The 15,730-nt window shown below is 46.9% G+C and carries 24 protein-coding genes; 8 read left to right on the top strand and 16 right to left on the bottom strand.

The genetic code is table 11. From position 1 onward, the window contains the following. Nucleotides 1–499 precede the first annotated feature (499 nt). Nucleotides 500–1,531 (top strand): tyrosine-type recombinase/integrase, encoded by a 1,032-nt coding sequence (locus ACFPYJ_RS17650; protein WP_379189488.1) that lies wholly within the window; start codon nucleotides 500–502, stop codon nucleotides 1,529–1,531. A gap of 255 nt (nucleotides 1,532–1,786) precedes the next feature. Here ACFPYJ_RS17650 and ACFPYJ_RS17655 read toward each other — a convergent pair whose 3' ends face one another. From ACFPYJ_RS17655 to ACFPYJ_RS17730, 16 genes are all read right to left on the bottom strand, one after another. Continuing rightward, nucleotides 1,787–2,044: a hypothetical protein gene (locus ACFPYJ_RS17655; RefSeq protein WP_379189489.1), complete on the bottom strand. Its 258-nt coding sequence runs from the start codon at nucleotides 2,042–2,044 to the stop codon at nucleotides 1,787–1,789. 744 nt (nucleotides 2,045–2,788) lie between these two features. Beyond that, nucleotides 2,789–3,253 carry a phBC6A51 family helix-turn-helix protein gene (locus ACFPYJ_RS17660; protein WP_379189490.1) on the bottom strand — a complete coding sequence of 155 codons (465 nt, stop codon included), beginning with the start codon at nucleotides 3,251–3,253 and terminating at the stop codon, nucleotides 2,789–2,791. After that, nucleotides 3,250–3,648, bottom strand: coding sequence for a hypothetical protein (locus tag ACFPYJ_RS17665; protein WP_379189491.1), 399 nt, complete (start codon nucleotides 3,646–3,648; stop codon nucleotides 3,250–3,252). Before ACFPYJ_RS17665 ends, ACFPYJ_RS17660 begins: the two co-directional genes overlap by 4 nt. Further along, a complete protein-coding gene (locus tag ACFPYJ_RS17670; protein WP_379189492.1) occupies nucleotides 3,641–5,182 on the bottom strand; it encodes a tape measure protein in 1,542 nt (513 codons plus the stop codon). Before ACFPYJ_RS17670 ends, ACFPYJ_RS17665 begins: the two co-directional genes overlap by 8 nt. After that, entirely contained in the window at nucleotides 5,172–5,534 is a 363-nt protein-coding gene (locus ACFPYJ_RS17675) for a hypothetical protein (RefSeq protein ID WP_379189493.1), read from the bottom strand. The genes ACFPYJ_RS17670 and ACFPYJ_RS17675 overlap by 11 nt, the downstream gene beginning before the upstream one ends. A 65-nt stretch (nucleotides 5,535–5,599) precedes the next feature. Next, complete coding sequence (locus ACFPYJ_RS17680) at nucleotides 5,600–5,899, bottom strand: hypothetical protein (RefSeq protein WP_379189494.1); 300 nt, start codon at nucleotides 5,897–5,899, stop codon at nucleotides 5,600–5,602. A 34-nt stretch (nucleotides 5,900–5,933) separates the two neighbouring features. Beyond that, nucleotides 5,934–6,737, bottom strand: coding sequence for a hypothetical protein (locus ACFPYJ_RS17685; RefSeq protein WP_379189495.1), 804 nt, complete (start codon nucleotides 6,735–6,737; stop codon nucleotides 5,934–5,936). Between the two features lie 45 nt (nucleotides 6,738–6,782). Continuing rightward, nucleotides 6,783–7,136, bottom strand: coding sequence for a hypothetical protein (locus ACFPYJ_RS17690; protein ID WP_379189496.1), 354 nt, complete (start codon nucleotides 7,134–7,136; stop codon nucleotides 6,783–6,785). 335 nt (nucleotides 7,137–7,471) lie between these two features. Beyond that, complete coding sequence (locus tag ACFPYJ_RS17695) at nucleotides 7,472–7,687, bottom strand: hypothetical protein (RefSeq protein ID WP_379189497.1); 216 nt, start codon at nucleotides 7,685–7,687, stop codon at nucleotides 7,472–7,474. Then, nucleotides 7,680–7,949 carry a hypothetical protein gene (locus tag ACFPYJ_RS17700; protein ID WP_379189498.1) on the bottom strand — a complete coding sequence of 90 codons (270 nt, stop codon included), beginning with the start codon at nucleotides 7,947–7,949 and terminating at the stop codon, nucleotides 7,680–7,682. The genes ACFPYJ_RS17695 and ACFPYJ_RS17700 overlap by 8 nt, the downstream gene beginning before the upstream one ends. A 135-nt stretch (nucleotides 7,950–8,084) precedes the next feature. Beyond that, nucleotides 8,085–8,705: a helix-turn-helix domain-containing protein gene (locus ACFPYJ_RS17705; protein ID WP_379189499.1), complete on the bottom strand. Its 621-nt coding sequence runs from the start codon at nucleotides 8,703–8,705 to the stop codon at nucleotides 8,085–8,087. A 439-nt stretch (nucleotides 8,706–9,144) separates the two neighbouring features. Then, a complete protein-coding gene (locus ACFPYJ_RS17710; protein ID WP_379189500.1) occupies nucleotides 9,145–9,354 on the bottom strand; it encodes a hypothetical protein in 210 nt (69 codons plus the stop codon). A gap of 16 nt (nucleotides 9,355–9,370) precedes the next feature. Then, nucleotides 9,371–9,583: a helix-turn-helix domain-containing protein gene (locus ACFPYJ_RS17715; protein ID WP_379189501.1), complete on the bottom strand. Its 213-nt coding sequence runs from the start codon at nucleotides 9,581–9,583 to the stop codon at nucleotides 9,371–9,373. A gap of 106 nt (nucleotides 9,584–9,689) precedes the next feature. Further along, the gene (locus ACFPYJ_RS17720) at nucleotides 9,690–10,556 is read right to left on the bottom strand and encodes a hypothetical protein (protein ID WP_379189502.1); all 867 of its coding nucleotides are present in this window, start codon (nucleotides 10,554–10,556) and stop codon (nucleotides 9,690–9,692) included. A gap of 325 nt (nucleotides 10,557–10,881) precedes the next feature. After that, nucleotides 10,882–11,247, bottom strand: coding sequence for a LytTR family transcriptional regulator DNA-binding domain-containing protein (locus ACFPYJ_RS17725; RefSeq protein WP_379189517.1), 366 nt, complete (start codon nucleotides 11,245–11,247; stop codon nucleotides 10,882–10,884). Between the two features lie 218 nt (nucleotides 11,248–11,465). Continuing rightward, nucleotides 11,466–11,798 (bottom strand): hypothetical protein, encoded by a 333-nt coding sequence (locus ACFPYJ_RS17730; protein WP_379189503.1) that lies wholly within the window; start codon nucleotides 11,796–11,798, stop codon nucleotides 11,466–11,468. A 143-nt stretch (nucleotides 11,799–11,941) separates the two neighbouring features. Here ACFPYJ_RS17730 and ACFPYJ_RS17735 point away from each other — a divergent pair, with 143 nt between their 5' ends. From ACFPYJ_RS17735 to ACFPYJ_RS17765, 7 genes are all read left to right on the top strand, one after another. Further along, nucleotides 11,942–12,181: a helix-turn-helix domain-containing protein gene (locus ACFPYJ_RS17735; protein ID WP_379189504.1), complete on the top strand. Its 240-nt coding sequence runs from the start codon at nucleotides 11,942–11,944 to the stop codon at nucleotides 12,179–12,181. Between the two features lie 117 nt (nucleotides 12,182–12,298). Next, nucleotides 12,299–12,487 carry a hypothetical protein gene (locus ACFPYJ_RS17740; protein ID WP_379189505.1) on the top strand — a complete coding sequence of 63 codons (189 nt, stop codon included), beginning with the start codon at nucleotides 12,299–12,301 and terminating at the stop codon, nucleotides 12,485–12,487. Between the two features lie 415 nt (nucleotides 12,488–12,902). Further along, complete coding sequence (locus ACFPYJ_RS17745; protein ID WP_379189506.1) at nucleotides 12,903–13,991, top strand: FtsK/SpoIIIE domain-containing protein; 1,089 nt, start codon at nucleotides 12,903–12,905, stop codon at nucleotides 13,989–13,991. Then, nucleotides 13,924–14,532: a replication-relaxation family protein gene (locus ACFPYJ_RS17750; protein ID WP_379189507.1), complete on the top strand. Its 609-nt coding sequence runs from the start codon at nucleotides 13,924–13,926 to the stop codon at nucleotides 14,530–14,532. The genes ACFPYJ_RS17745 and ACFPYJ_RS17750 overlap by 68 nt, the downstream gene beginning before the upstream one ends. 59 nt (nucleotides 14,533–14,591) lie before the next feature. After that, nucleotides 14,592–14,885, top strand: a complete 294-nt coding sequence (locus ACFPYJ_RS17755; RefSeq protein ID WP_379189508.1) for a hypothetical protein — start codon at nucleotides 14,592–14,594, stop codon at nucleotides 14,883–14,885. A gap of 77 nt (nucleotides 14,886–14,962) precedes the next feature. Further along, the gene (locus ACFPYJ_RS17760; RefSeq protein ID WP_379189509.1) at nucleotides 14,963–15,280 is read left to right on the top strand and encodes a hypothetical protein; all 318 of its coding nucleotides are present in this window, start codon (nucleotides 14,963–14,965) and stop codon (nucleotides 15,278–15,280) included. A gap of 24 nt (nucleotides 15,281–15,304) precedes the next feature. Beyond that, complete coding sequence (locus ACFPYJ_RS17765; protein ID WP_379189510.1) at nucleotides 15,305–15,631, top strand: hypothetical protein; 327 nt, start codon at nucleotides 15,305–15,307, stop codon at nucleotides 15,629–15,631. Nucleotides 15,632–15,730 lie beyond the last annotated feature (99 nt).

Consider the following 15,730-nt stretch of genomic DNA (forward strand, 5'->3'; position numbering starts at 1 on the left):
TGACGAATTCGAATCGCCAACACATAATCACTCTCATGACACTGCGACTTACATGAACACAAATAGTGTACCGAAAACCAAGACAAAAGCAAAAGCTAAAAGAAATAGAAATACAAAAACTAAAAAATAGCATGAATCATCCCTACAAAAGTCAATCTGTTACTCATAGATTGGCTTTTTTTATAAAAGATGAAAATTAAAAACGCCGCAAGTTGCTGCTTGGTTAATAACTCCCAAACAACATGCAGCGTTTACATTTATAAATACATGATTATTTTTTTATCGTTAATCTTGATCTTTTCATGAAACCTTATGCTCAATCCGCAGTTTGTCCGCCACCATCGCGATGAATTCCGAGTTGGTTGGTTTCGACTTCGGTCGGAATCCGCATAATGGTGCGGAAATTCAGACGTCAGCATTTCGCAATTGCGATAAACTTTGCGTATATTTGTCGGAACGGTTAGCGTAAATTTAACGCTATTGAGGAGTCCGATAAAGCATGTCAAAAGTTAATCCGAAATTCACGTTCGTATCTAAACGTAAACGAAATATCAGTATCGATTTAGAGGCCCAAATTGAACGATTTTTGCAGTCAAAACGCCTTGAGAAACGGTCGCCGAGAACCGTCGGAGCATACGAGCAAGTTTTATCTCAGTTCCGTAAATGGTACGCCTTACGTCCAGATAGCGAATTGTCTGCCGAATTAATGCGCGAGTATATCGAATACCTTACGTTCGAGAAAACGCGTTGGGACGATCATCCGACGAGTCCAAACGGTAAAGTCGGACTATCCGCACGCACCGTGAACAACGTAACGCGAAATTTAAAGATATTCTTTAAGTATTTAGTGAAGGAACGCGTCATTACACACTCTCCGGTTGAATCGTTGAACTATCAGACGGAGGATAAGGATACTTTCGAAGTATTCACGGACAACGACGTTTTAAAGCTGCTTTCTGCGCCTAATAAACGTGTTTATACGGGGCTTCGCGATTACTGTATGATGCTCGTTTTGTGTGACGGCGGCTTACGTATAAAAGAGCTGACAAGCCTTAAGATATCGGATATCGATTTTAAACTGCGCCAGATTACGATTAGAGCGGAAGTATCCAAAACGAGAACCACGCGTGTTATTCCCGTCTCTCAACTCACTGTGAAGGAACTCGAAAAGCTAATCGCTTATATGAACATTGAGGAATCCGATTATCTGTGGCTTACGCAGTTTGGCGAACGCTACTTCGGGGATACGTTTGGGAAGATGTTGAAGCTATATGCGAAGAGAAAAGGCGTAACCGGCGCTCGCGTTTCAGCGCATACGTTCCGTCATTATATGGCCGTCAAATTCCTGCGCGGTGGCGGCGATCCTATGGCGTTAGCGCGCATTCTCGGTCACACATCGTTAAATATGACGCAAGTTTACGTCCGCTATACCGGAACGGATTTACGTGAGCAGCACGATAAAGCATCGCCAGTAACGAGTCTACTCGATCAAGGTAACGAGAAGAAACGCGGCAAATTACGTTTTAGCTGATTAGGAACGACGCTATATCCTCTATATACGGGGGGTATAGCGTTTATTTATGGGCGCCCGCTCAAAACAAAAAGCCCCCTTAAAGGGAGCGTATTGCCCACGCAACGAACCCGAGAATTAACCCGATAGCTCGCGGCGTGATTTCGAATGAATTTTTTGTAATCTTCATTCGTATGCTTCACATCCTAATAGGTAGCCAGCGAATTAATTTTACCAGAATTACTTTAATTTGTCTTCGTTCATTTTTTTACGAGGTTAACGATGTTTCGCAATCTTACGTAAAAACCGAAGTATCTCTCCGATTCCCATAATGATAACGCCGAGTGCTGCCGTATTGATTCCCGAGTACATTTCCGCAAATAGTCCAACGAGTATACCGATAACAACGATGGCGATTCCGAAAATACTGTAAAAGTTTATCGCGGACCTCTCGGCGTTTTCGGCCAATTCTGCGTCTTCTCTTTCGTTACGTTCTTTCCACGTTTCTGTTTTCACTTCACCGTCGATTTTCATTCGCGCTTCCCCCTCGTTTTTCCTAATCGTACATTATTACGAAATAACGGTCTTTATACGTAAATCCTCGAGATAAAATTTGATACGCAGATTTTCCGCGGACCTGATTTCGGAGCGCAGACGTACCGCCTTGGGGGTCGCCGATCGTACTTACACGCTGCTATACGCCAAGTAAACGACGACGATCGCGCTTTACTCCGCTAAAGGATTTACGTATGAGCTACAAGATTTCGGAAATAGTTTCTTCGTCACTTTACCGCGTTAAAGCATAGTACATATGCGCAAAATGCGGATTTTATACGGTAGTAAAATCGTCCAAAACCGCATAGGTACGCCATTCCTGCGGATCGATGCGTACGTGTGACTACGATATAAGCCGTTTTTGCATAAATATACGTAAATTATTCATAAATCAGCGTGAAAATAATGTTTGCTTTACCACGTTAAAGTATCGCAGAAACTATTTTCGATTTCGTGTAACTCGCTTTACTATGATAAAGCAAATTGTGCTACGTGGCATATGTCCAGACGTCTAGACATTTCAACGGGTGAGTTTAACGGCAGCCCTACGCCAGGCGCCGCGTGCTGATATTTCGCCCTTTTGTCCGCTATAGTCGTACGTTTATCGTCCTCTTTTCATCGTATTTCCAACGTATTGCCTCGTTTTATACCATTCGGACACTCTAAACGAAAAAAAGGGGCGTAACCACTACGTTAAGTAGCGATCACGCCCCGTATTACACGTTATTCCTTCGTTGTACCGTTCACCAACGCGTCAAGCGCTGCGATATCGTCCCGCACCTCATCGTCCGTCTTACGTTTAGACTCATCGGGTTCCCGGCGGTCCTCGATTACCGATACATTCGTTAATAGTCCGTGTCTCCGGTAATATAGATCGAGTGCCTTAACGCTCGGCACTCCGTTGTTACCGCCACGTATAAGCTTCATTAACGCTATGTTTGCTTCTGTGCGCATGGCTTCGAGGTTAAGATCCGTCAAATAGTTAACGTAATCATTGAACGCCTCCTGCGATTTCCATTCGTATAGGGTACTCCGCGCTATGCCGATTTCATCCGCCAGCTCCTGACCGGTCTTCTTTTTGCCGTCTTCGTTAAGCACTTCGCCCCATTCGTTATCTACGATAAGTGACGCTGCCTTACGTTGCTGCGGCGTTAGTTGCGCCTCAAGCGCCTTTCTTCGTCTACTCATACGTTGTGACCTCCGTTTAGCTTTAATAGTAACGGGAATATGCGCAGAATACGCGTAATATCGGCGCCATCCATTCCCGCGTTTATATCGTCAATTTGCTGAAGTACAGTCGTAACGAAAGCGCCTTTTCTCGCATAAGCGGGATTAACAGACATCCGTAATAACTCCGAATCGGTCCGGTAATGTGCCAGTTTCGACGTATCTAACGGAGGGACCGTCCCTTCCGCGACCAACGCGAAGTATTTAACCGCGATGCGTGTAAACGGCCGCACACGCTCGGCAAGCTCGATAGATTCCGGCAGCTCGACGAATGGTACGGCGCGATCGGTCCGCTTCTGCGCGTTGAAATCGTTGATAAACGTTGCTAAATCGTCGCTATTCATCGTTCTAGCCAACGGACCTCGCCCCCTCGTTAGCCGTAATAAGATGCGCCAATTGTTTCGCTACTGCGGCGATATCCGACTCCTGGCGAACTTGCATGCCTCCGTATACGTTTACTGTGACGCCGTTACTGCTACGTCCTGAGTATCCGTCAGCTTCCGCTTTCGTTAGAACACGTTCGCCTTTGTGTAGCTCCGCCGCGTAACCGTTATACGGAACGCTCGATAGGCCGCCGGCGTGTTTATTCTTCGGCTTGCCCGCGTCTCCAATGAACGGGGTCCAATCGGGTACGAGATAGTCGACCGCTGCATCTCCGATATTTGTATTCCCCGACATTAGGTTTTCGGCCCAATCCGGAGATATTTTACGCATAAGTTTTCCGGCTTTAGAATCGGAGATACCGGTCCACATTCCCGATCCGATTGCGGCTCCGATCTTAAGGCCGGCCGCAGCAAAATCGTCAGACTTCGTTGAAATAGCGTCGACCAACGTTTTTGTAGCAACCGAGGCAATTGACTCTAGCTTTGACTTACCCTCCGCAGCCCACCACGTATTAAACGTCTTCATAACATCGTTAAATATGAAGTTAATTTTACTTTCAAACGTTTTGAGCTTCTGAAATGCGGGATTATCGAGAAAATGCGTTTTGATGTATGAAAATCCGCTCTCGAACTTACGGATAACCGCGTCCATACCTTCATTAGCTGCGTACTTAAGACTCGCGCCCCATTGGTCAATAGTCGCTTTGTTGTTATCGATCCACGTTACGAGCCGGTCAAACCGCGGCTTCAAAGCGGTCGCTAACCCCTGACCCCATTTCGTCAGGATCTTACTGTTAAACGTATCCTTCATCGTGGAGTAAAGGCCGGCGAGTGATTTACTTTGCTTTTGCATCATGTCGGGAAACTTTTCATTCATTCCCTCAATTAACGCGTTAATGGCGGCATTCGCGGGAATAAGTCCCTTCTCCGACATTTTCATAACCTCGGCGGTCGATACGTTCATCTTCTTCGCTAATATTTCCCACGCTGGTATACCGGCTTCCGTTAATTGCATCATTTCCTCGCCCGAAACCTTCGATTTAGCACGCATCTGACCGAGTGCCATCGTAATGCGGTCTACGCCTTCACCGCCAAGACCGAGGCCTGCAGCGGCATTACCTACGCCCGTCAAGATTGGCAGGATCTTATCAGCCGCAAATCCGAACGCTAATAACCGTTTAGACGAGTCACGTAATTCCGGAAGCTCGAACGGCGTAGAGTTTGCATAATCCGTTAATTCCGTAAGGAACTTTTGAGCTTTCGTCGCTGATCCTAGCATCGTTTCGAACGCTATCGACGCCTGTTCCGCATCTGAAGCGAGTTGTAACGGCTTTACGACCGCAGCATACGTACCTCCGACGGCCGCTAGTCCGGCATTTAACATGCTAACCGTTCCGCCTAAAGCCGAGACGCTTCGGCCCGTAATGTCCATGCTGCGCGCAATACGGCCTAATTTCGCCGAAGACCTGTCGACTACACTAATTATGGCCTCGAGATTAAACGCCAATTTGCTCCGCCTCCTTTCGATGAACCAGCTTTAGTAGGAGCGCATTGAACCGCTCCATTGTCTTTCGGTGCAAATCGGCCTGACGCCTAATCGAACGTGCCGGCCTATCTTCACGAACTAAACGGTCCGACTCCGCCAATTCGACTAGGTACGCACGCAGCCGGAAGGATAGCGCCGCTACGTCCTTATCCGCATGTGTGCGTAGGGATTCCGCTAGTTGCTTAAGCTCCGCGTATTCTTTACGTCTCTCAATCGCCCATTCTCCGAGCGGCAACGTTTCGATTGCGGCGTGAATCTCCGCTACCAGGTGAACAATGCGCCCGAGCTTGGCGGACGCAATATCGTCTATCATTCGTCCATCACTTCCTCAAATAAAATAGACCGGCAATTTCTCGCCGGCCCCCGCAACCTATTCGTCTATTTGTATAAGTACTCGGAACTCCACCGATATTCATTCGGGGATCTTCGAATATAACCGTGATAGTCTCCCGTCGCCGTGACAGTCACACGGTCGAACGCCTCAATCCGCTCGTCAAACGCGTCACCAGGCGATAACGGCAGTGCGAAACGGCTGGGTGTAAATTTGTCTCCGGCTGCGAACGTAAGTGTCGCGTATCCGTCATTTACGATAACGAGCTCATTGCATACGATTGGGAACACAAACGTTTTCGTACCCGTACCGCTGAAAAAGTTTGACGCAATCGATTCTTCACTCATTTGATATTCCTCCCTGGTTTATAATTTGTTCGGCCTATTGTGCGGACTTATCAGCAAATGGGTAGTAAACGGTTTTTTTCATTGAAGGATTTTCCGGATCATCGTAATCAGCTGGTTTAACGTCCGCATTGGACTCGAAGAATACCTCCGTTTTGTCAATAAACCGGCCGTACTCCGCTCCGAAGATATCAACCGCAGTTTCATGGACAACCCCAGCAGTATAAAGCGTCGGACGCTCCTCGTTGGCCTTCGCTACCTCAAGGATTTCCCTAGCTTCACGAATCTCGTCCGTTTCATGGTTCGTTTTAAGCCCTTCGAACATCCGCGCTAGCTGCAGTTTTAGTTGAACGCCTTCCGGTGCTGCTAAGATTCCCGACGTGATATCTCCGAACTGATCGCGCACAATACCGGCCAAGTACGGGTCATCGATACGGTCAACGAATGCGGTGAGCTTTTCGAAGCTACGTTTAGCAGTCGGTGAGAACGTTAGCTCCGTCTTGAGTGCGCGGAAGTCAGCTTCAAAACGGCGTACCTTCTCGTCATCCGGTCTCTTAACGGTGCCGTAAACAACTGAATCAGCGTCACGAATCGCCTTTTTGATGTTCACAAGAAATTCCTGTTTTCGCGTATGCGATTTTTGCAGAAACTCCACGCCGAGTTTTCTTTTCACCTCCTTCTTAGCCTCAAATTTGCCGGCTTCCGAAAGGTTCTTGTTGCTATTAATTTCACCGGACGCTGCGACATATTGCTGCCGATATTCGAGCATCAACTTAGTGCCGCTTTCTTGGATTTCACGCGCTTTTTGAAAATATCCTTTTGCAGATTGTAGTTTACTCATTGAATGATCCCCTTTAAATTAGTTTTTTTTCGGATATGTCGATATCTACACCAGTTGAATATTAACCGCTTTGGTCCGTCCATCGCGCCCATTACCCACGCGGTACGCTACCTCTACGCCCTCGCAGATATAAGCGCTATGCTGCGGCACAACGTCCGCTATATGGAAGAAGAGGCGCTCGCTACCGAGTCGGCCGAAACCGCGTTCCGAATCGTAAAATAAGATTTCCCCGGTCAGCATATCATCCGCTACCGGCAACAATTCCGGCTGAGCCCGGTCTTTACGTGGTAGGCGAGGCGACCGCGAGATAGACGGACCAATTCGTGCCATTAACTCCGCGTAGGCTTCCGCATCTACCGGACGATACTCGAACATCTTACTTTCGAAAAATTTACTCATATTGATTTGGCTCCCCTTGGTTTCTTTTTTTGTTTCATCGCTTTATTGACTATGCTGGGCGCTCGCATACGGATTTGTTCTTCCGTAATGGAATCACCGTAAACGAGCGTATATTCCGCGTTAGTTTCAGTATTGAGAAGATGGACCCGCTTTTTATGACCGTTGTCGTACGGCCGTATCGCAGTAACGATTACCAATCCGGCGGCCCCCTCGCTTTTACCTACGTATTAGGTACGGTTCCTTGATTTCTACCGCAAATTAGGCGCGCTAAACAAGCTCGAAGGTTAATACACCTCCCACACCTTAGAACGTCTAATATGACGGTATTTTAACGTTTAGCGAGCAACGTCTACATCGAGCAGATTGCGCGCGGATCGCTTTCGATTAGACGGCACGTTATACTGACGTCCTATTAACACGCCGTCTCGGTGATACTGCGCTGTCTCAACGAAGTCCGGATAGCTGCGGCGTATCTTTCGTATGACTTCGGGATCTTCTACGTAAGCGGCCAGTGTATCGCTATTGAGGCGCCACAGTGCGTTATTACTCATCGCCGACCTCCGCGCAATATGCCGCGAACGCTTCCGCATCCGTAGAATGAACGGCGATACCGGTCGCGTTGAACAAGTCACAGGCGTCCTTCGCTTCGAAGAACCCCGACCACATCGCTTCAAGGCTCGTATCGGCGTCACTTACCGCCCAACGTCCGATTTTATGCTCGTATTTACTGCTCGGCGGGTATATTCTTACTACGTGTTCCCCGTCCTCGATCGTGTGATTTACGACCATACAGCGGTTAAACTTCGTTTCCATTCGTATCGTCCTCTTATTGGAGCGTGCGGTAACCTCCGATTAGTTTTCCCGCGTATTCCCGACCGTTTAACGTCAGCTCGTAGGACGTATAGAAGACATAAAAATAGCGCTTCGGGCGTGGTTGCCGTCGGCGCTTTAAAACCAATCTTTTATGTTTTCATATGGGTCAGTACCGTCGTCAATTATCGGAACGCATTCGTCGTCGTCTGCCTCCGTCACCATCTCCGGATAAAACCCGTCCACAGGCGGTTCGGTTCGCGTCACAGTTATCGCCGGTTTTAGCGGCGTTTTAGGCGCGCTAGCCTCTACCAGTATAATTGGTACGTCTGGCGGTTCGGGCGGCTTAGATGCGCTAATTTGCGGGGCTTCCCGTTCACTCTTCGTAGGCTTATTCCTACGCGCTGCAATCGTCTCCAGACGTTTCTTAGCATCATCCTCCGCGCCATTGAATCTCGCGTTAAACCGGCCCTCGTCCGCGATCGGCTCGAGCGGTACGTATATATTGTTTACCTTATTATCCTGCGGTGTCTTTTTCACGTTTAATAGTCCGACGGTTTTTAACCTGGTAATACTCCGCTCGACCGTCTTATCGCTCACTCCCGAATCATACGCGATCGTTTTTACCGTCGGAAAGGCGTATCCGTAATCCTCGTTATAGTAACCTTTGATCGTGAGGTAAACGATAATGTCCGTCGGTGATGTAAGGCCGGCGCGGCTGTACCGTCTAAGATCGTGCTCGTATTTTGTAAAACTCATTAGTAACCAACCCCTTAGGTTTTTTTGTATTTAGAAAGAAATTCCGTGATACCGTGCTCTAATGATTCTGAAGCGTTAAACACGAATACGTTATACTGCGGTCGATCTTTATTCGGATTTGTGCGGACCAACTTATGCCCATTTAACATAAGCCATCCCGCGAGCCGTTGGTTATGGATAATTTTCATTTCCAATCTCAGCGCCCCCCTTCTCGTTGGTATACCTCCGACAATTTGTCGGGTGTTTTTGCGGCGCAATCCTTGTAGGTTTGGTTTAGTTCTCTGAACGTCTCAGATATGTTAATTGAATATCCTATTATCACGTTATTGAACGTTAGTGAAATAACGAAGTCTTTTGCGGTTTTGATCCCGTAATAAGTAAGTATTTATCGTAAATCTGTATACGTAGATTTATATACACCGACAAATTGACGGGGGTACTACGACAAATTGTCGGGGGTGTATAGACAAATTGTCGGGTGTATTTCGTTTATTACCGCGTACCTAATGCGATTGCCCGCCACGATATCGAAATCAACGAGTCCAGCGCGTTTCAGATTAGCAAATGATTTACGAACAGACATGACGTTAACGCCGCTATCCTTTGCGATACGGTCGATTGATACCGTTACATACTTTAATGCGCCCATATTGACGCCTCCTTTCTCATAGCGCCAGTTTAGACCGTCGAATAGCTTCTATAAGTTCGTCGTTAACTTCGAATAATTGCGCAAGTTTGATTCGGATCGTATCGGAGATTGATTTTTTGTTTCTCTCTATTTGGCAAAGATATGACGGCGTAATTCCGAGCTGCGCGGCTAGTTGACGTTGAGACAATCGGTTTTTAATCCGAATAGCTTTAATTGTACTTCCGTTCACTAGGTTCGACCTCCTTATAAAAAATTAACTATTGCCGATAAAAAATAGACGGCCGAAGCACCTCGCCTCTGCCTTCTTCCTCACTTACGTATAGTAATACGCCATACTATGACACTTTTGCAGTCATCGTACGAAGCGCCCGGCTTAAACTGTCTTCGCGTATCCCCAATTTACCGGCAATATAGCGGACCTTAATCGTAACCTTTCCATTAATATCCGTCCGATAATCCGCCATATCGAAGCCCGCCGCCATATCCGCCGTTACTACTGCCTCGATACGTCCTAACAGCGCTGTTTGCCGCCTAGATAAGCGCTCCCGTTTCGCTTCCCCGACGCCGAATATGACGTAATCGACCGTATAAACGTATGGATCAACGTAACGCGTCTGACCGCCTATCCGTACTCTCCGCTTATCAGCGAATTGCTGGCGAATATATGCCGTCTTCGTCGCGCGGTTAATGTAACGGACCACTTCGCGCGGTGTGCGTCCCGTATCGACACGGTCGAGTGCGTATAGTAGCGCCGCCTCTATGTCCGGCCAGTGTTCCGCGATAATGGCGGCCGCTGCCTTTGCACGTTCGGACTGTAGGCGTCCGGTCAGCGCCTTATACGCCTGCCACAAGTACCCGTATGCGCCTTCGTAGTATCGGCAGAGATACGGCGCGTGTTCGATGTAATTTTCCAACGTACAATTGCGTTCGAATAATTTGTTATACTCCCCGACGTAGTAATTAAACGTTGAGCGCGGACTATCCTCGGCATAACCGCCAGTATCCGGCATTCCGTATTTTATCGTTGATAGGCGGCCGCTGAGTAAGCGGAGGCACCGCAACGCGATATAGTTAACGTCGGGTAAACCGTGTACTCCGTGATTAAGGTAATCGTAATGCATTGCCGCTTTGATTTCGTCGAGAATAGCTTGGTTGCTGTCCGCCTGGTATGCGCGGATCGCTTCGTTAATTAGCACGTTCATGTTAACCCTCCCTTATATAAACTGTGACAACAGTAAATCGTAATACCGCACATGCTTCTACGGAAAATATTTGCGCCTATATAATAACTGTCGTTGGCCGGGGACGTTTCGCACAGTGCTTCTTTAACGTAAGTACTTATTTTCGGTATTTTGGTAGTGGATTTCTCCGAAATTGTGAACGTTGTGTGAACGGAATAATCTCCCGGATATTCTCTTAAAATATTTTGAAACCATACGTACAAATGTTCGTATTTATAAACAAAAGGAACGCTCGACCATCGGTTACAGCCGCAGCCGAGCGCACATTCAATAAAAAAACGTCGAGTCAGGCGAACATGTATCGCGGCTTGTCCGCCGTATTACGCTTCAAACGAAGTAACCGGTCACGCAGAATCGTTTCCTTCGGCTTAGAGACGGGAGCGCTCAAACCTCCGTCAAACATCAGTAACCCGTATTGAGAATCGTATTCCTGGGCGCGGTCGAGTCGCGCAAGGTAGCCACGCTCAATGCGACTGAAGCCGTAATCCGCAAGAAACCGCTCTTGCTCCTCGACCGTGGAAATCTGGGAAAAAACATCGTAGGCCGTCTGATAACAGATAGTACCGCCCTGCATAAACGTGAAAAGAACATCATCCAGAGAAATATATACGATTTCAAAAGTCTTGCCACAGCGCTTAACAACGGGCATCATGTTCAACGTTAATCACTCCATTCGTTTTATTGGATGCGAAATATTATCCGGATAGAAATCCGGACAAGCGAATCCGCGACGCTCAGAAAGACAAAGAAAGCGGCTACGTTATTAATTTGGCTCATCGAAAAACACCGCCAATTAAAGCGCGAGTAAACTCCGCAGCTAGTTCAGCGATAACTTGGATAATAATACGGCGACGTGCGGAAGTTGGGCGGTTAGATTGCGGCGAGGATAAGAGAAGAATCACGTTCGGTCACCTCCTCAAACGTTGGAATGAAGCCGAGTGCGCGAAGTTGGTCCGAAGTTGCTTGCGTGCAACCGGCAACCGCGTAACGGCTGACGTCCGGAAGAATACGATTGAACGCGCCTGGCAGGACAACGATTTGCTGACGGGGCGAAATTGATGCAAGATTACATGTTACGATCATGTTTCCGGAGCGGCCGCAGCGTACGAAGCCGATCGTATGAGTGCGGTTGATACTTACGGAGCCGAGATCGAAGTTACCGGTGCTTACGTTGAAAATGTCGATTTTAAACACAGTTTTCATATTATAATGCCTCCTCATAAGTTAGCTTGTCCAATTGAACGTTAAACGTTCATTTATGGGTAAATATACCATCTGTTCGTTAAACGGTCAATAGATTAATAGGAAATATTTTCGTATAATATTTTTATGGGGGTGACTCGTAAGTGGATTGGGAAAAACATCCGGTAAGCCTGCATTGTACGTTAAAGGATATATTAAAAGAAAAAGACATTTCCGCATTGCAGTTATCAAAAGATATTGACCATAGGCGTTCAACGATAAATGACTTAATCAATAATAAGGACATAGATGTTAAACGTATTCCAGCCCAACTAATCGCCAGGTTATGTGCATACCTTGACGTTACTCCGAGTGATCTTTTCAAAGTCATACATACGAAATAAGCCTACGTTCATTTGATCGGGGCTTTTTATTTTACTCATATTGATCGTTAAACGTTCATACGCATTATAGTACCGAGGCAATAAACCACGGAATATTCCGTAAAGGAGTTGTTCGTATTGATAACGTATGTAACGATCGGCGCTATCGTCATCACCACGTCATTACTCGAAAAACGTAGTCGCGAAGCCGGCAATACAGACGGTGCGCTTGCTGCTCGCCGCTTCGGCCGTTACTTTCTACTCGCTACAAGCGCCTGGATAACGTATGAATGGATTCACGGCATCTTAACGTTGCTTCTCCTTTAACGGGTTCTACCGGTCGAAACGTAACTACTACCGTTACCGTTTGGCTAGGCCGGCGTTCTCCGCCTGTAATAGTCCGGCCGGGCGTGTAGCTAAGCGCCAGTATTCCATCCACTCTTCCGAACTTATTCGGAAATTGCCCGTACCTCTACATTCCGCTAAGTATTCCGAATACTACGCCGCAGCCGAACGTTGAAACGGAAACGTCAAGTCCGCATTAGGCCGGCGAAAAAGGATGTCCGCTTCTCTTCCGTTTTTGAGAAAGAACTAATGGTTCTAGGAGGAAGGCCCCATGTTGATTGAGATTGGATTTGGATTATTTTGTGGGTCACTTTTTACCTCTCTCCACTCCCTCCCTATCTTTTCATCTTTTTCCTTAAGTAAGGGATTCATCGCAGCCTGCAAGAAGCTCAACCTGGTGGTAACGTACGGGGCGGACCTCGCCCTCCCGAGCGTTAACAAGACGGATACGTTTCCTTGGGGCGTGCGGCTTATCGTCGGTCTACCGGTCGGCTTACCATCGCAGAAGATGATCGACAATCAGCGGGCGATTGCGGAGGCTATACGGGTCGATCCAGATAACGTTGAGATGCGGTATACAAACGACGGTCTCATCGTCGATATCATCACGTTCAAGATGCCGATGAAACTTGCGTATCAGTTCGGTCCTTCGTCGACGTCAACGTACCGTGTATTTACCGGCGTTAACAGGCGCGGCGAGCCACGGTACTACGACTTCGACGGGAGCTACCCGCATCTATTAATTGGCGGCATATCCGGTGGCGGTAAATCAGTATTATTGCGTTCAATCCTTACGCAACTCGCAACCGGTCCAGCTCCGGATATGTACTTATGCGATCTCAAAGAAGGCGTCGAACTCGGCATATTTCGGGATTTAGCGTGTGTAAAAGGTTTCGCCTCTACGTTACCGGACGTGAAGAACGCAGCTGACGAAGTTGACGTCGAAATGAAACGTCGATATGCGATCATGGCCGCTAATGGTTCGCAGCAATGGACCGGCAAGAAAACGATATTAGTCGTCGACGAACTGGCGGACTTTAAGACGCGCGCAGGCGATCCGGAGGCGAAATTAAAGAACGAAATTAAGACGACTCTGACGCGCCTATCAGCGAAGGGCCGCGCAGCCGGCATAATACTCGTATTGGCAACACAGCGACCGTCAGCGGACGTAATAGACGGATTAATTAAGACGAATATCGCAGCATCGATCTGCTTCCGTACGCGTGACGGCATACAATCCCGCATCGTACTCGATCATGACGGAGCCGCTTCGTTACCTGACGTGCCAGGACGCCTTATATATCAGACAGCGTATGATGAAACGTTGCAGGCGCCGTATCTGGCGGCGGATGAAGCGCGGAAGCTTATTGCGGACTTACCGAAGAAGACGGTCGTCCAAACTGAGGAGGAAATACGCCATGTCACTAACGATAAACCGCACGCAGGCGAAGTTAACCCGATGGACGGAGATATTATCGAGTTGTGATCGGTTCGGTTATCTTACAACGTCGCAGATTCAACGGCTTCATAACCTCGGAGGCCGCCGGAATACGACGCGGGTATTGAACGATATGAGCGAGTTTCTAACGTCGTTCCGCGAAGGAGAAACGGTATACTATCTCAATGCCCGCGGCCGGAAGGAAATCGGCAGCCAAACGCAGCGGCGGCGTACTCTTCACGTGCAGCACGCGCTCATCCGAAACGAAGTCTATATTGCATATCGGCCGGATCAATGGAACGAAGAGAAAACGTTAAAATGGGACGATCGTATTATTATCGCGGATGCTTTATATCGCTCAAACGGGGAATATACTCTCCTGGAGATTGACGTAACGCAACCGATGGCCATAAATGAAAAGAAAATCGGACTCTATCGTGAACTGCGGGACACCGGACGCTGGCAGGCGAAGAACGGACCGTTTCCGGAAGTACTGTACGTTACAGTGAGTGAATACCGGCAGAAACGGTTGGCTACACTGCTGGACGGAATGAATGCGAGGGTTATAACTGTCGGTGATTTACGGTAGGTATTAATTTCCTTATAATAACGTTTGAGGGACTTTATAACTATATTGGGGGGTCATACATGGTCATATCAATGGTTTTCATACTTATTACAGGCATTATAGAAGCGGTACTTGGCATTCCGCTTGTTGGTGGCATAATCGTAATCGCTACACAGTGGTCGATCTTAGGAATTATGTTCATACTCCATCTCATCACGTTAATATTGTGCGTTCGGAGCAAGCATCCGAAAACCGGTAGTATTCTCGGTCTAGCTGCGTCTGCCTTCGGCGTGGTACCGTTTCTAGGCATGGTATTGCATATAGTGACGGCCGTGTTCTTGTTAATTGCTGCGGCTAAGCCTAGAACTACGTAAAGCACTCTGTCGAATCTTATAACTTGCTCTTGGAATAAAGCCACTGGTAAAATATTACTAGAGGGGAGGCGATTAGATTGAGAACTGAAGAATTAGAGATAAAAGCAAATTATTTAAAGGCTTTAATAAAAGAGAAGCGTTCATTGCTCGATAAACATTATAATGATATTGATTCAAAACAAAAAGAGATTTGGGAGCTTGAGATGGATATCGATATTTCCACCGACTTAATGAGATTAGAAAAAGCCTTGAACAACAAGAGAAATGAGATAACTAGGAAACACGAGAGGCTCTACTCAATGCAAGAAAAATTTGAAGATTTGACCGCAAAAGATATGACTTCGATCAAAAAAGAAATCGAAACAATTGAAATTAAGTTATCAAAATTGCAGTAATCGAGATTGAAGGAGTAACCCTATATGGATATACAGAACCAACTTGATGCCGGCTTTTCCACGATCATCTTTAGGCAGAATGATATTTCTTTTGCCATTGGTGCAGCTAAATTTTCAGTTGTAGATTGGAAAATTCACAAGATGTATACCTGCGATTACAAAGATTTAAGAATTACTGGCACTTCAAATGAAAATGTGTTTATCGATTTTAAAGAACAAGATATTTCTACTGCTAATTTAGAAATTGAAGGTCAATCCTACCAACTCCATGAGGATAAAAAACAGAACTTAAAGACATTTATTGAAGAAGTCTCCAAAAAGATAAGTTACATGAGTAGTATTTCGAATTAATCAATTTTGTTATTTTTAAAAAACCGCCACCTTGGTCATACCCCTGTCAAGTAGACATTAGAAAAAAGCTATGCTGCCAGCGCGCACCGGTATTCAATC

Origin of the sequence: Paenibacillus solisilvae, from assembly GCF_042656405.1 — a bacterium.
Lineage (GTDB): Bacteria > Bacillota > Bacilli > Paenibacillales > Paenibacillaceae > Paenibacillus_Z > Paenibacillus_Z solisilvae.

What these genes read in the sequence shown, in the direction of transcription:
- ACFPYJ_RS17660 (WP_379189490.1), bottom strand. Translation starts at nt 3,253, where the DNA reads ATGAGTAGACGAAGAAAGGCGCTTGAGGCGCAACTAACGCCGCAGCAA.
- ACFPYJ_RS17730 (WP_379189503.1), bottom strand. Translation starts at nt 11,798, where the DNA reads ATGAAAACTGTGTTTAAAATCGACATTTTCAACGTAAGCACCGGTAAC.
- ACFPYJ_RS17700 (WP_379189498.1), bottom strand. Translation starts at nt 7,949, where the DNA reads ATGGAAACGAAGTTTAACCGCTGTATGGTCGTAAATCACACGATCGAG.
- ACFPYJ_RS17705 (WP_379189499.1), bottom strand. Translation starts at nt 8,705, where the DNA reads ATGAGTTTTACAAAATACGAGCACGATCTTAGACGGTACAGCCGCGCC.
- ACFPYJ_RS17685 (WP_379189495.1), bottom strand. Translation starts at nt 6,737, where the DNA reads ATGAGTAAACTACAATCTGCAAAAGGATATTTTCAAAAAGCGCGTGAA.
- ACFPYJ_RS17650 (WP_379189488.1), top strand. Translation starts at nt 500, where the DNA reads ATGTCAAAAGTTAATCCGAAATTCACGTTCGTATCTAAACGTAAACGA.
- ACFPYJ_RS17680 (WP_379189494.1), bottom strand. Translation starts at nt 5,899, where the DNA reads ATGAGTGAAGAATCGATTGCGTCAAACTTTTTCAGCGGTACGGGTACG.
- ACFPYJ_RS17675 (WP_379189493.1), bottom strand. Translation starts at nt 5,534, where the DNA reads ATGATAGACGATATTGCGTCCGCCAAGCTCGGGCGCATTGTTCACCTG.
- ACFPYJ_RS17725 (WP_379189517.1), bottom strand. Translation starts at nt 11,247, where the DNA reads ATGATGCCCGTTGTTAAGCGCTGTGGCAAGACTTTTGAAATCGTATAT.
- ACFPYJ_RS17690 (WP_379189496.1), bottom strand. Translation starts at nt 7,136, where the DNA reads ATGAGTAAATTTTTCGAAAGTAAGATGTTCGAGTATCGTCCGGTAGAT.
- ACFPYJ_RS17750 (WP_379189507.1), top strand. Translation starts at nt 13,924, where the DNA reads ATGTCACTAACGATAAACCGCACGCAGGCGAAGTTAACCCGATGGACG.
- ACFPYJ_RS17720 (WP_379189502.1), bottom strand. Translation starts at nt 10,556, where the DNA reads ATGAACGTGCTAATTAACGAAGCGATCCGCGCATACCAGGCGGACAGC.
- ACFPYJ_RS17655 (WP_379189489.1), bottom strand. Translation starts at nt 2,044, where the DNA reads ATGAAAATCGACGGTGAAGTGAAAACAGAAACGTGGAAAGAACGTAAC.
- ACFPYJ_RS17755 (WP_379189508.1), top strand. Translation starts at nt 14,592, where the DNA reads ATGGTCATATCAATGGTTTTCATACTTATTACAGGCATTATAGAAGCG.
- ACFPYJ_RS17695 (WP_379189497.1), bottom strand. Translation starts at nt 7,687, where the DNA reads ATGAGTAATAACGCACTGTGGCGCCTCAATAGCGATACACTGGCCGCT.
- ACFPYJ_RS17765 (WP_379189510.1), top strand. Translation starts at nt 15,305, where the DNA reads ATGGATATACAGAACCAACTTGATGCCGGCTTTTCCACGATCATCTTT.
- ACFPYJ_RS17710 (WP_379189500.1), bottom strand. Translation starts at nt 9,354, where the DNA reads ATGGGCGCATTAAAGTATGTAACGGTATCAATCGACCGTATCGCAAAG.